The organism is Hymenobacter terrigena (genome assembly GCF_054776515.1).
Genome location: NZ_BAAHBU010000005.1, coordinates 366340 through 379109, shown reverse-complemented (window position 1 = coordinate 379109; position 12770 = coordinate 366340). Strand labels below are relative to the sequence as shown.

The window sequence follows — 12770 nt, the reverse complement described above, 5'->3', positions numbered from 1 at the left end:
GAGACTAACCCGGCGCAGCCGGCCGGGGTTCATTTCCGGCAAAGGTCGGGCCTGACAGCCGGTGTGCCGAGTGGCTCATGACTTTCAGACAAAATCCCTATTTTACTGCATGGAAACTTCTCCCTCACCCATCGCCGCCGAGCGTCCTGCCGGCTGGCTCAGCGCGGCGCTCGTAACCGGCTTGCTGGCGGGCACGCTCGACATCACCGCGGCATGCACCCAATACGTGCTGACGACGCACAAGTCCCCGGTCGGCGTGCTGTATTTTGTGGCCAGCGGGCTGGTTGGGCGGGCCGCGTTTGCGGGCGGCCCGGGCATGGCCGTGCTGGGCCTGGTGGCCCACTACTGCATTGCGGTGGCGTTTGCCGTGTTTTTATATTGGCTGAGCCCGCGGCTGCCGGTGCTGCTACGGTATCCGGTGCTGGCCGGCCTTGGCTACGGGCTGGTGGTTTGGCTGATAATGAACCTGGTGGTGCTGCCCAGCTCGCGGGTGGCGGTACCACCCCTCAAACCCGAGCCGGCGGCCATTGGGCTGGTGATTCTCATGCTGTGCATCGGGCTGCCCATTGCCCTGCGCGCCGCCCGCTTCTACGCTGGCCGGCGGCCCGGAGCACCCCCCCATTAGCGTCTGCCCCGCAGTACTTCCAGCGTTTCGCGGTGGCGCTTTTCGGCCAGGTCCTGGCTGCGCGATGCCACGCCCCAAATAGCCGCCGGAATCCAGCCAATCAGCGTTATCTGAAGCACAAAACACAGGATACCTTTCAGCAGATGGCCGTTGACCATCATGGACAAGCCGGGCAGCAGAATAGCGAGCAACATCAGGAGAAGTGGGTAGTGACGCGGCAAACCTAAATAAAAAAGGCGGCTCCAGATTGGGAAGCCGCCTTTTTTATTGCCGAAGGGTGGTGCTCTACGCCAGCGCATCAAGCGACATGCGCTCGGGCAGCATCAGGCGGCGGAACTCGCTCACTGAATAGCCCGTCACTTGGCGGAACTGGTTGCTCAGGTGCTGGCCCGAGCTGTAGCGCATCTGGTCGGCAATCTGGTTGAGGGTCAGCTCGCCGTAGCTGAGCATCTCCTTCACGCGCTCGATTTTGAGGCGGATGAGGTATTTCTCGATGGTGAGGTGGGCGGTGCGCGAAAACACCTTGCTCAGGTGCGAGTAGGTGGCCGCAAACCGGTCGGTGAGAAAAGCCGAAGTGGTGAGCGGCGAGCGCGCCGTGCGCAGGTGCTCCAGGTACTCGGCCAGGGTGCCTTTGATTTGTTCGGTGAGCTGCTCGGCCCGGCCGCGCAGCAGCTCGAAGCCGGCGGCTTGCAGCAGCGGGGCCAGGTCTTCGGGGTCGGCGGGGGTGTTCTCGTCGAGCTCGGCCACGCCCAGCGTTACGGCTTTGGGGCTGTAACCAGCGCGCTCCAACAGGTTGTGCACGGCTTCTACGCACCGGGGGCACACCATATTTTTGATGTGCAGTAGGTTAGTTTTCAAGGGCTTTAACGTGTTTGGGGCCGCCGTGAGGCAGCCGGTGGAGAAATAGAACGCGCTGCTGATGCGCCGGGGGCCGCCCGGCGCGGGCGCGGGGCCGGCGTCGAGACTTCGGCCCACCCGCTTCCGAACCAATGCGCGGTGGCCCAGGTGACGAAGGGCACCACGGCGAGGAACGTAACGGCCAGCAGCCAGACCAATACGAGAAACGCAAAAAAAAGTCGACCAAAGAAATGGTCACTTATGCCAAACAAATACCCCACCAGCATTAGTGCCAGCAACAGGCTGACGCCGGCCAGCACGCCCATCCGCCGCCAGGGCCAGGCGGCAACGTGTTTCTGAAGGCGATGGCGCAGCGGTAAGGGCATATAATCGGGAATTAGGAAGGTGAAAATAGGGGAAATTTTGATTCAACCCCAATCTTAGCTCAATAGCGCCAGCAGCTCGTGCTGCATGGACTGGCCATTATCAGCCTCGTACCACATATTCATGCCTTTTACTACCTGGTTGGTATGCAAAGTTTTATCGGCGTGCAGCTGGTGGCTCAGCAGCTGGGCCTCGGCCGGACGTGGGCCCCAGGTGCCCAGCTCGGCGCCGGTGGCCGCGTCGTAGCGAATGAGCTTGGGGATGCTGTTTTTGCCGTCGGTCTGGTGGGTGGCCATGAGCTCGGGATGCTCAGAGCGGAGGGCTACGTGCAAGGCGATGAGGCCCTGGCTTTCTTCGGCCAGGTGGGCCAGGATGGGCAGGGAGTGGGCGGTGTCGCCGCACCAGGTTTCGCCCAGCACCAGCCAGTGCTCGGGGCGGGGCAGCTGCCGGAGCTTTTCGACCAGCGCCGGCAGCAAGGGCCGGGCGTAGGCGGTGTCGAGGTGCTGCTGGTTCTGGGCGGTGTAGCGGATGAGGCCCGGCAACTGCTCGGGGCCAGTGGTGCGGCCGGCGGTGGCCAGCGTGCCCATCAGCGCCCGGAACTCCGGGTAAGTGTAGGTTGGCCCGGGCGCGGGCAACGAAGCAGAAAGCGAATTGGACATCAGGCGAATAAAGAAAATTGAAGCGGGAACGCGCGGCTTTGGGCAACCTTGGCCCGGCCCGCGCCGGTACAACCGTACCCGCGCCCAGTGGTTCGGGTTGCGCGCGGGTCGGTTATTTTTCTACCTTGCGGCATCGCTTGTTATTTACTCCTCACCTTCGCTCTTTCATGTCTCTGAAAAACTTCCTCCGCCCCCTCGCCGTGGCCTGCGCCCTCACCGCCACCTTTAGCGCCTGCAGCTCGGGCACCAAAGAAGGCGACACCAACGTGGAGCGCGGCTACACCAAAAAAGGCCCCGCTGCCGGCACCGACGGCGTAGCCAACGGCGACTCGGCCACGGCCGGCCTCTCCCGCGACACCACGCACCGCGTGACCGGCAAAGACCTCTACAAAGCCGCCGGCGAAGCCAAAGACCGCAACCACGACGGCATCGCCGACTAGGTTTCGGCTTTTCGGTTTTACCACAAGGCCCACAAAAAGGCCCGCTCCTTCCGGGGCGGGCCTTTTCCGATTTTGCAGAAGGAGAAGGAGGATGAAAACCGTGGCTTAGCGGAACACAAACCCGTTGGGGCCGGTCACCACGCTGAAGCTGTCGATGGGTACGCCGGCCACCGTGTATCGAATGACTTTGTCGCTGCCTGTGAAGCCCGTGCCGCCGTAAATGGTGTTGTCCTGCGGGTCGATGCCCAGGCCGTAGAAATTGCGGCGAATGAGCGGCGTGGCCGGCAGCGCAGTGGCGGCTTTGTCCAGCACGTAAGTGCCCGAGCCCAGCGAAACGTAGATTTTGGAGCCGTCGGCGTTGGTACGCAGGTTGCCGTTGGTGTAGGAATTGGGGAAGGCAATGCGCGTTTGCTGGGCGGCTGCGGTGCTGCCCGGCGCAAAGCGCACGAGGTAGTCGGTGGCCGGCGCGGTGCCGGAGTTGTACTTGCTGCACAGCACCCAGATGTTGCCGCTGCCGTCGCGCAGAATGTTTTTGGGGCCGTCGGGCATGGCAATGGTGCTTTCCACGGCATCGGTGCTGGTGTTGATGACCGTGAGGGCGTTGCCGTAGGTGGCGGTTACGTACAGCTTGCCATCCGCGAGCAGCATCTCGTCGGGGGCGTTGCCCACGGCTATCTGCTTGGTTACGGCGTTGGTCTTCAAATCAATCACCGATACGCGGCCGGTGTAGTTGGGGTAGCGGCCCAGCCACTCCGTCAGGTAAGCCTTGTCAGCAGAAGCGGCCACCAGGTAGCGCGGCTGCGAAAGTCCAGTGATGGTGCTCAGGGCTTTAAAATCGGCCAGCTTCACCACCTGAATGGCATCGGTGCCGTTGCCAATCAGGTAGGCATTATCGCCCACCACGGTCATCGACTGCAGAATGGCTCCCAGCTGGCGGCCGCTGTTGGCATCGGCAAACCGGTCAAGTTGCACACGTTTCGTAGCCTTGTCGAACAGGCTCACCGCGCCGTTGGAATTGCCTTCGTTCACCACATACACCGAATTGGTGACGGTGACGGCGGGCGCGGGCGTCTCATTTTTCTTCGGGTCGCAGGCCGTGGTGAGGGCAAAGGCGGCCAGCGCAACAGCCAGCAAGCGCGGAGAAGTAGTGGGGTATTTCATCGAAAACGGGTTAGAAAAAAAGAGGTTGATGTAACGAAAATCCTAGCGCTTCGCTACCCGTAGGCTCAGCATGAAGGAGCGGGGCGGCATGGCGTGGTTGAGGTAGGTTTGATAGCGGGCGTTGGTCAGGTTGTAGCCCTGCACCAGCAGCGTGAAGCGGGCCGGGCCCTGGTCGAAGTGCCGGCCCGCACCGGCCTGCACCAGCAGGTAGGCGGGCAGGAAGTCGGCAGCACCGGGCGTAGTGTAGCGGTAGCTGCTGGCGTTGGCGGTGGCGTTCAGCAGCCAATGGCCGCGCCAAGTGGCCTCGGCGCTGGCAGTGGCGGCGTGCAGCGGCACATAAGCCAGCTGGTTGCCGATGGGCTCGGCATCGGCGGCGTAGCCCTGCTGCTTGCGGGCCTGGGTGAAAGCATACGTAGCCCGGAAAGCCGTTTGCCAAGTGCCCTGCTGGCGCTGCAGGCTGGTGGCCACTTCCAGGCCCTGAGTGCGCACCAGGCGCAGGTTGAGCGGCGAAAAGCCAATGGCCGTGGGCACCCACTGCACCCAGTTATCCACCAGTTGGCGGTAGGCCGTGAGCTCGGTGCGCCAGTGCCAGCGGCGGGTGAGGTCGGCTTCGTACTGCAGGCCGGCTTCGTAGCCCCAGCCGGTTTCGGGCAGGATATTGGGGTTGCCGGTGGGCCAGTACCGCTCGTTGAGGGTGGCGGCGCGGTAGCTGCGGGCCGCGCTGGCTTTGAGGGTGAGCAGGCGCACGGGGTTCTGGCCAGCCAGCGGGGCGGCCCGCCGGTACAGGTCCCACTCCAGGCCCGCTGCGGGCGCAAGGGGCGGCTGTTGGTTGGGCACGGCGGCTTGGCGCACGTTTAGGTTGAAGCGCAGTTCGGGGCGCGGGTCGTAGCGCAGCAGGCCAAAGGCGGCAAAGCGGTTTTCGGTGATGGGCGAGGCATAGCCCTCCACGGTGGCGGCGAAATGCTGGGCCTCGGCGCCCAGGCGCAGGCTGGCGCGGGGGCCGAAGGTAAGGGTGTGCTCGGTCTGGGCCTGGGTGGTGCGCAGGTCAGAGTCCTGCGGCTCCAGGGTGTCATCGCCGTAGCGGATACCGTCCTGCACGTAGGCCACGCGCACCAGGCCTTCGTAGCGGCCAAGTTGCTGGCGGTATTCGGTGAGCAGGCGGGTGCTCCGGTCCAGTTCACGGCCGTGGCGGTTGGCCAGGCCCAGCACAGCCTGAATCTGGCGGTCGGCCCGGCTGAGCCAGGCGGCGGCCGTGAGTTGGCCGCCCTCTCCTATCCGCAAACGCACATCCTGGGTCACGTTCCACTGGTTGAAAGCAGCGTTTTGCTGGCGCAGGCCCGGCGTGCCGGTGTAGCTTTCGGGGAGCGGAAAGTCGTTCTGGGCGGTGCGGTAGAGCGCGGTGGTGCGCACGGCCACCCGCGCGGTGCCGTAGCTGGCTTCGGCCGTGCCCGCCCCCAGCTCAAAACTGCCGGCATCGGCCTGCACGCTGCCCCGCAGCCCGCCCCCGAAGGCCGGCTGGCCGCTCAGCAGCACGGCTCCGCCCACGGCCCCGGTGCCGTAGAGGGCGCTACCCGGCCCGGCCTGCACCTGCACCTGGGTATTGCCGCCCACCGGCAGCAGCGAAAAATCAGCCTCGCCCAGCGAAGAAAAATTGATATTGAACCCGTTCCAGAGCACGGCCGTGTGCCGCGCCGTGGTGCCGCGAATGCTAACGGAAGCCAGCTGCCCCGGCCCGTAGTTCTTAAAATAAATGGGCGTGCGGGCCGCCAGCGCCTCGGCCAGGGTAGCGCCCCGGAACTGGCTGAGCGCGGCTGAATCGAGGGCGTAGCGGGTGGTGCCCAGGGCGTAGCGGCTGGTGCGCTCGGCCGCTACCGTCACCTCGGCCAGCGTGTGGACGCGGCCGGTGAGCGTATCGGGCCGGCCCTGGGCGGTGGCCAGCTGGGGCAAAACGCAGAGCAGGCTGCCGCTCAGCAGGCGCGCACAGCGCGTCAGGCCCCAGTCAGCAAGCAAACAACGCATTGGAATCAAATTTTCGGTCAGGAAAATTCGATTCAAAATCTGCCGGCAGCCGTCTCCTTTTTAGAAGCCAACCAGCGCCAGACCGAGGCCGAAAAACAGTTAAAATCCGGCCCACTAAGACGAGCCAGCTGTTCTCTTTCTCCATTCGTCCTCCGCGAATGCTGAACCTGTGAATGTCCGGGCAGGTTTCCTGGCTTGCTCCGCCGAGCGGGCCGCCTTCCCATTCAGTCAGTTGATAATCAACCGACAAACAGTGGCATTCGTGGCCCGCCCCGATGTGAAGCGTACAGTTGCGGGGACAGCTCCGGCATTGAACCGAATTCCCTTTTCAGCCGCGCCCCGCGATTGGGGTCTGGCACCTTGACGGCGCAAAGGTACGGGAAGGACGCTTAGCAGGGCGCAAGCCTTAGCGCCGGAAGCTCATGCCGATGAAATATTCACGGTCCACGGAATTGGTGATGGGCAGATGGGTACCGAAATCGAGCTGTACGTTGTCGCTCACGTCGAGCTGTGCCCCGGTGTTGATGGAGCTCAGCCACGAGGACTGGCGCACGTCGCGGTAGCCCACCAGCTCCACAAAGGCCTGAAAGAGCTTGGTAAACTGATAGTCAGTGGTGAACGTGGGCGTGAGCTGCAGGTAGTGTGAGTGGGTTTCGCGGTCCCAGTACACCTGCGTAGCCACCTGCCCGCCAATGCTCCAGGGCTTAGTGAGCTGGTACACCACGGGCAGCACGGCCCCGTACTCCACGGCCCCGTCGCCGCGCGGGCCGCCGGTGGGCAGGGTCACGTAGCCAATCAGGCCCAGGGCCCAGCGGCTGTCGTCGTCGCCCACCAGCGTGTGCTTCAGGCGCAGGTTCAGGTCGCCGAGGCCGCGGAATACGGCCGTCTGGCCGGGGTCGGCGTCGTCGTAGTTGCGGGTATCGGTGTAGGAATCGAGGCCCACTTGTAAATCCGTCCGGTCGGTGAGGCCAATTTTCGCCAGGGCGTGGTTGATGTACCAGTCGTGCCCGTAGGCCGTGCCCTCGCGGCGCGTGAGCAGGCGCAGGGCATCGGTTTCGTACTGAAAGTGGCCCGCATCGACCGAATACGGACTTTCGGTAATGCCGGGCCGGTCGGGCACCATGGGGCGCATGTATTTGCGCGGCGTAGGATTGAACAGGTTAAATTGATGTTTATCAATATGAAACGTGTCGTTTTCAACGCCCTGCTGTGCGACGGCCGAGTGCATTAGCATCATTAAAAACAAACAAAGCGTACCTAAACGAAGCATAGCACAAAGAGAAAGAGAGCCCCGCATACGCTGTTTCCATCTGAACAGTCGTCTTACATCAAGGTTAATTTAGAACGGCACCACCACTTTCACGCCCACGTTCCGGCCGGGGTTGTAGATGCCCGAGCGGCCGTTGGGCGCGGCAGCGTAGTATTCGAAGTATTTCAACCGGTTGAGGTGGGCCTGATAGGCGACATCAAACACGTTATCAACCTGCACGATGAGCTGCACCACCGGCCGGCCGCCTGGGGTAGCCAGGGTGGTGCCGGCCCCCAGGCCCAGCAGGGCGTAGCCGGCGGTGGCAGTTTCGGTGTTGTCGAGGGCGTAGAAATGCTTTTGACTGGCGCTGCCATCTACGGTGGCCCGGAAATAGGTGCCCGTGAGGCGGCCCTGGCCGCTGGGCAGCGTAGCGCGCACTTCGGAGCGGGCCCGTAGCGGCGGGATGAGCGGAAGGTAGCGCGCGGCTTCGCCCTGGCGCTCCAGCAGACTGGCATCGGCATTCTGCCCGCTCACGAAGGCCACGCTGTTGTTGAGCGCCAGCCACGGCAGGGCGGCGGGCCGCCAGTTAAGGGTGGCCTCCAAGCCGAAGAGCCGGGCGGCCGACTGCTGGAACTGGTAGGTGGTGTTGCCGGGCACGATGACGACCGGCTGCCCGGCCTCGTTCAGCAAACGACCCTGGTAAATGAAATTCTGCACGTAGTTGTGGAACACCTCTACCGAGGCATCCAGCGTGGTTTGGTGCCAGAGCATGCCCACGTCCTGCTGCCAGCTGAACTCGGGCCGGAAACTGCGGTTGCCGAGGTACACAATGTGCGCGCCGGGGTCGAGGCCGTTGGAGCCGATTTCGGGGATGTTCGGGGCGCGGTAGCCCCGGGCCAGGTTGGCGCGGAGCGTGAGCTGTTCGGTAGCCACATAGCTCGCCCCCGCACTAGCCGACACGCCCTGGTATCGCTGCCGAAATGCCGGAAACGGCAGCTCCGCTCCTACCGCGCCGGGCTCGGCCGCGTCCGCAAAACCCGTGGCCGCGTTGGGGGCGATATAAAAGTCATTCCAGGTTACGAGGCGGGTATCGTAGCGCAGGCCGCCGCTTAGCTCCAGCTTGCCCAGAGGCTTTTTCAGCAGCAGGAAGCCGCCCGCGTCCACCAGGTTGTAGTCGGGAATGGGGAAATCGGTGGCGTTCTGGTGGCGGTTCAGTTGGCCCATGCCGTTGCTGCCGAGGCTGATTTGCAGGCCCTGCCAGTCGGGCAGGTGGTAGCGCACATCGTAGGTGTAGGTGGTTAGGCGCAGGGCTAGGCCGGGCTGGCCGGGCGCGGTGGGGTGGTTGAATTCCTCCCGCGTGTTTTGCTGCGCCCCCAGCAACAGGTGCAACTCGCCGCCGCCCAAATGAACTTGCGTTTTGGTGAATACCCGGTAGTGCCGGATGCGCTGGTGCAGCGGGCTGATGGCGTAGGACCCCAACTCGTCGTCGCTCACCAACGGCCGGTTTTTGATGTCATCCAGCCCGCTTTCGGCCACCTGGCGGGTGAAGCGGCGGCTGAGCGAGTCGCGGCTGCCATCCGGGATTTCCTGCTGGTTGTCGTAGAGCGTGAGGTACCAGTGCGAGCTGCCCCAATGCTTACTCACGCCGGCCATCCCGGTCAGCGTCAGCTCCCGAAAACCGGTGTTGTACACTTGGCCATCCACGCGGTTGCGGTAGTCGCGCGCCAGGCGGTGGCTGGCCCGGAAGCTGGTCTGGAAACCGTGTTTCTGGTAGTTCAGTCCCAGCGAATTCCCCACTAAGCCGTTGTTGGATTGGTACTCATTGAGAACTTCGCCGCGCAGCCGGCCCTCAGGACCGGATGGCAAAGCGGGTAGCAAATTGACTACGCCGGCTACGGCATCAGAGCCGTAGAGCAGGCTGGCGGGGCCTTTCACCACTTCCACGCGCTCGATGTCGTAGCCGTCTACTTCCACGCCGTGCTCGTCGCCCCACTGCTGGCCTTCCTGGCGCAGGCCGTTGTAGAGGGTCAGCACGCGGTTGTAGCCCAGCCCCCGGATGAACGGCTTAGAAACGTTGGGGCCGGTAGTCACGGCGCTCAGCCCCGGAATGCCCCGCACGGCCGCGTCAATCACATTCGTATTGGCATTGAGGTTGATTTCGCGGCGGCTGAGCGTGGCAATGGGCACGGGGCTGCGCCGAATTTCGGTGGCCCGGCTCACGCCCGTCACCACCACTTCGCCTAGGTCGGCGGCGGTGGCTTGCAGCAGGAAATCAACCGTCTGGGGCTGGCCGGCAGTTACCTCGGCGCGCTGTTCCCATGCGGCGAAGCCCACGGCGCTGGCCCGCAGGCGCACCGCCCCAGCCGGCACGCCGGTTAGCTCGTAATGGCCCGCCGCGTCGGCTACGGCCCCCAGCGTGGTGCCCACCACGGCCACGCTGGCAAATGGCACCGGCTGGCGAGTAGCACCATGCACTACACCACCAATGCTAGACGCCTGAGCAAAAGCCAATTGCGGCATTAAAAAAATCAATTTCAATAGTATTTTCATAGATATTTTATTCGATATAAATGGGCACAAGAATTCTGCGCCGCAGAATGTGCGGATGCTAACGGTGAAGCCCAATGCTGATTGGAATGAGGGATGGACTACAACGGCGAGTTATTCACCCGCCTCACCCACTGGCTCGCCACTCACGCGTTCACGTGCAAGCTGCGGCCAGCGGGACCAGTAGAAATTATCAGGCAAAGAAGGTTTGCCAGAGCAAAAACACGTTGAGAATGATGATGATACCCGACACTACCCAAGCCACGATTTTCACCCACGGCCGATTCACAAACACGCCCATTTTGGCCTTGCTACTGGTGAACAGCACCAGCGGCACCACCGCGAAGCTGAGCTGAAACGACAGAATTACCTGGCTGAGCACCAGCAGCTGCCCTGTTCCCTTCTCGCCGTAGAGCAGAGCCACTATCAGGGCCGGTATCACGGCAATAAGCCGTGTAATGAGCCGCCGCACCCAGGGTTTCAGCTTCAAATCGAGGAAGCCTTCCATCACAATCTGGCCGGCCAGCGTGCCGGTCAGGGTCGAATTTTGGCCCGAGGCGAGCAGGGCGATGGCAAACAGCGCACTGGCCGCGCCCGCGCCCAGCACCGGCGTGAGCAGCTTGTGGGCGTCGGCAATATCGGCCACGTCCTCATGGCCCTTGCCGTGGAAGGCGGCGGCCGCCGTTACTAGGATGGCCGCATTCACAAAAAACGCCAGAAACAGCGCCACCGTCGAATCAATAGTGGCAAACTTGATGGCCGAGCGTTTGCCCGGCTCATCTTGCGGGAAAGCCCGCGTTTGCACGATGCTGGAGTGCAGGTACAGGTTGTGCGGCATCACCGTAGCGCCCAGAATACCGATGGCCACGTACAGCATCTGCGGGTTGGTCACCACTTCGAGGCGCGGAACCAGGCCCTTGCCCAGCGCCAGCCAATCAGGGTGCGAGGCAATGATTTCATAGAGGAAACAGCCGAAAATCAGCGCGATAAGCCCGGCCACGATGCTTTCGATGATGCGAAAGCCTTTGTTCTGAAAGTACAGCACCACCAGCACGTCCAGCGTGGTGAAGACCACGCCCCAGGCCAGCGGCAGGCCAAACAGCAGCTTGAGCGCAATGGCCGAGCCGATGACTTCGGCCAAATCGCAGGCCGCGATGGCAATTTCACACAGTACCCACAGCATCAGGCTGATGGGGCGCGAGTAATGGTCGCGGCAGGCTTGGGCCAGGTCGCGCCCGGTCACGATGCCCAGCTTGGCCGCCAGGTGCTGGAGCAGCATGGCGAACAGGTTGGATATCAGCACCACCGACAGCAGTGTATAGCCGTAGCGGGCCCCGCCGGCCAGGTCGGTGGCCCAGTTGCCGGGGTCCATGTAGCCCACGGCCACCAGCAGGCCCGGCCCCCAGAAGGCCATCAGCTTGCGCCAGAACGACGCATCGGCCGGCGGCACCTTGATGCTGGCGAAAACCTCGCTCAGGGAGTTGCCCCGACGGGCATGGCGCCAGCCAGTTTCCGGTGTCTCTACCGGTGTCTCTACTTGGGTATCAGGAAGAATAGCGGGAGGCACGATAATCAGGAGATAAAGCTGTGAAGCATTTTTTAGATTAGCCTAAAAATAATTTTCGACTGCCTTAAATACAAGATTAAGCGAAAAAAGTTGCGTCCGTCCGGCAATTATTCGCCGGGCCGGAAAAATCCGGCACTGGCGCAGGCATCGGCTGCCGAACCATTTAGAGTAAATCGGGCATTAGCAGCAGTGGCATTTGGCAAAGGCCCGCTCGGAATACGCCGCCCCGCTTGCGCTTGGTGCCCGACCTTTGCACCGAAATATCCCGCTGCATGACGCCCTCCCAAACCAAGTACCGCCTCGGCCTGCTGTCCCTCGTGGTCAGCGTTGGGCTCGTGGCCATCAAGTTCTACGCCTACCACCTCACCCGCTCCCAAGCGGTGCTCACCGATGCGCTGGAAAGCATCATCAACGTGGCTACCAGTGGCTTTGCGCTGTATAGCCTCTACCTGTCCAGCCTGCCCAAGGACGAAAACCATCCCTACGGCCACGGCAAAATAGAGAACCTGTCGCTTGGATTTGAAGGGGGACTGATTTTCATGGCCGGCGCATTCATCCTTTACAGCGCCAGCGGACACTTCTGGCACCCTCACCCCGTGGCCCGGCCCGACTGGGGTGTGTTGCTGCTGGCCAGCACCGCCGTGGTCAACCTGGGCGTGGGCCTGCTGCTGGTGCGCAATGGCAAGCGCCTGAAATCGGTGGCGCTGGTGGGCGATGGGCAGCATCTTTACATTGATGCCCTCACGTCCATCGTGTCGTCGGGGGCGCTGGTGCTGGTGGCGGCCACGGGCATCGTGCGGTTCGACTCGGGCGCGGCGCTGCTGCTGGGCGGTTTCATCCTGGTGAATGGCGGGCGGATGATGCGCCGGGCCGTATCGGGCCTGATGGACGAAACCGATACCGCCGTGGTGGCTGAGGTCATTGCCGAGCTTCAGGCCCAGCGCCGTGCGCCCTGGATTGACGTGCACAACCTGCGCGTGCAGCGCTACGGGGCCAACCTGCACATCGACTGCCACATGCAGATGCCCTACTACTTCACCCTGGACCAGGTGCACACCGAGCTGCATGATATCGAAGAACTCATCCGGGCGCGCTTTGCGGTGGAGGTCGAAATGTTCGTGCACGCCGACCCCTGCACCTTTGCCGCCTGCTCCCTGTGCCTGATGCCGGAGTGCCCCGTGCGCCAGTTTGCCCTGCGGCACGAAGTGACCTGGACCGTGCAGAATGCCGTGAAGAACGAGCGGCACCACCTCGGACAGCCCGCTTAAACCAGTAGTCAAAT

12 protein-coding genes and 1 riboswitch are annotated in these 12770 nt (G+C 63.0%); of the genes, 3 read left to right on the top strand and 9 right to left on the bottom strand.

The features are described 5' to 3' along the window. The first annotated feature begins 109 nt into the window (after positions 1-109). Entirely contained in the window at positions 110-625 is a 516-nt protein-coding gene (locus ACYU7Q_RS20760; RefSeq protein ID WP_460611374.1) for a DUF1440 domain-containing protein, read from the top strand. Here the strand turns inward: ACYU7Q_RS20760 and ACYU7Q_RS20755 are convergent. The 4 genes from ACYU7Q_RS20755 to ACYU7Q_RS20740 all read right to left on the bottom strand — a co-directional run bounded on the left by ACYU7Q_RS20755 (position 622) and on the right by ACYU7Q_RS20740 (position 2505). After that, complete coding sequence (locus tag ACYU7Q_RS20755) at positions 622-819, bottom strand: hypothetical protein (protein WP_460611373.1); 198 nt, start codon at positions 817-819, stop codon at positions 622-624. The genes ACYU7Q_RS20760 and ACYU7Q_RS20755 overlap by 4 nt on opposite strands. Positions 820-910: 91 nt before the next feature. Further along, a complete protein-coding gene (locus ACYU7Q_RS20750) occupies positions 911-1483 on the bottom strand; it encodes a helix-turn-helix domain-containing protein (protein WP_460611372.1) in 573 nt (190 codons plus the stop codon). A gap of 5 nt (positions 1484-1488) precedes the next feature. Beyond that, complete coding sequence (locus ACYU7Q_RS20745) at positions 1489-1848, bottom strand: hypothetical protein (RefSeq protein WP_460611371.1); 360 nt, start codon at positions 1846-1848, stop codon at positions 1489-1491. Positions 1849-1902: 54 nt separating this feature from the next. Further along, positions 1903-2505, bottom strand: coding sequence for a thioredoxin family protein (locus ACYU7Q_RS20740; RefSeq protein WP_460611370.1), 603 nt, complete (start codon positions 2503-2505; stop codon positions 1903-1905). Positions 2506-2672: 167 nt separating this feature from the next. On the opposite strand from ACYU7Q_RS20740, the gene ACYU7Q_RS20735 reads away from it, so the two are divergent. After that, positions 2673-2945, top strand: a complete 273-nt coding sequence (locus tag ACYU7Q_RS20735; protein ID WP_460611369.1) for a hypothetical protein — start codon at positions 2673-2675, stop codon at positions 2943-2945. A gap of 105 nt (positions 2946-3050) precedes the next feature. On the opposite strand, the gene ACYU7Q_RS20730 is transcribed toward ACYU7Q_RS20735, so the two are convergent. The 5 genes from ACYU7Q_RS20730 to ACYU7Q_RS20710 form a co-directional block, all read right to left on the bottom strand. Then, positions 3051-4106, bottom strand: a complete 1056-nt coding sequence (locus ACYU7Q_RS20730) for a DUF5074 domain-containing protein (RefSeq protein WP_460611368.1) — start codon at positions 4104-4106, stop codon at positions 3051-3053. A 42-nt stretch (positions 4107-4148) separates the two neighbouring features. After that, entirely contained in the window at positions 4149-6125 is a 1977-nt protein-coding gene (locus ACYU7Q_RS20725; RefSeq protein WP_460611367.1) for a TonB-dependent receptor plug domain-containing protein, read from the bottom strand. 163 nt (positions 6126-6288) lie between these two features. Then, positions 6289-6503, bottom strand: a riboswitch (cobalamin riboswitch). Positions 6504-6531: 28 nt separating this feature from the next. After that, positions 6532-7362, bottom strand: coding sequence for a transporter (locus ACYU7Q_RS20720; protein WP_460611366.1), 831 nt, complete (start codon positions 7360-7362; stop codon positions 6532-6534). A 102-nt stretch (positions 7363-7464) separates the two neighbouring features. Next, a complete protein-coding gene (locus ACYU7Q_RS20715; protein WP_460611365.1) occupies positions 7465-9894 on the bottom strand; it encodes a TonB-dependent receptor in 2430 nt (809 codons plus the stop codon). Positions 9895-10114: 220 nt separating this feature from the next. Further along, complete coding sequence (locus tag ACYU7Q_RS20710; RefSeq protein WP_460611364.1) at positions 10115-11488, bottom strand: divalent metal cation transporter; 1374 nt, start codon at positions 11486-11488, stop codon at positions 10115-10117. A 272-nt stretch (positions 11489-11760) separates the two neighbouring features. Between ACYU7Q_RS20710 and ACYU7Q_RS20705 the strand changes: the two genes are divergently transcribed. Next, positions 11761-12756, top strand: a complete 996-nt coding sequence (locus ACYU7Q_RS20705) for a cation diffusion facilitator family transporter (RefSeq protein ID WP_460611363.1) — start codon at positions 11761-11763, stop codon at positions 12754-12756. The last annotated feature ends 14 nt before the right edge of the window (positions 12757-12770 follow it).

Excerpts from the sequence above, each read along its gene's own strand:
- ACYU7Q_RS20760 (WP_460611374.1), top strand. The coding sequence starts at position 110 with ATGGAAACTTCTCCCTCACCCATCGCCGCCGAGCGTCCTGCCGGCTGG.
- ACYU7Q_RS20755 (WP_460611373.1), bottom strand. The coding sequence starts at position 819 with ATGTTGCTCGCTATTCTGCTGCCCGGCTTGTCCATGATGGTCAACGGC.
- ACYU7Q_RS20745 (WP_460611371.1), bottom strand. The coding sequence starts at position 1,848 with ATGCCCTTACCGCTGCGCCATCGCCTTCAGAAACACGTTGCCGCCTGG.
- ACYU7Q_RS20740 (WP_460611370.1), bottom strand. The coding sequence starts at position 2,505 with ATGTCCAATTCGCTTTCTGCTTCGTTGCCCGCGCCCGGGCCAACCTAC.
- ACYU7Q_RS20735 (WP_460611369.1), top strand. The coding sequence starts at position 2,673 with ATGTCTCTGAAAAACTTCCTCCGCCCCCTCGCCGTGGCCTGCGCCCTC.
- ACYU7Q_RS20730 (WP_460611368.1), bottom strand. The coding sequence starts at position 4,106 with ATGAAATACCCCACTACTTCTCCGCGCTTGCTGGCTGTTGCGCTGGCC.
- ACYU7Q_RS20725 (WP_460611367.1), bottom strand. The coding sequence starts at position 6,125 with ATGCGTTGTTTGCTTGCTGACTGGGGCCTGACGCGCTGTGCGCGCCTG.
- ACYU7Q_RS20720 (WP_460611366.1), bottom strand. The coding sequence starts at position 7,362 with ATGATGCTAATGCACTCGGCCGTCGCACAGCAGGGCGTTGAAAACGAC.
- ACYU7Q_RS20715 (WP_460611365.1), bottom strand. The coding sequence starts at position 9,894 with ATGCCGCAATTGGCTTTTGCTCAGGCGTCTAGCATTGGTGGTGTAGTG.
- ACYU7Q_RS20705 (WP_460611363.1), top strand. The coding sequence starts at position 11,761 with ATGACGCCCTCCCAAACCAAGTACCGCCTCGGCCTGCTGTCCCTCGTG.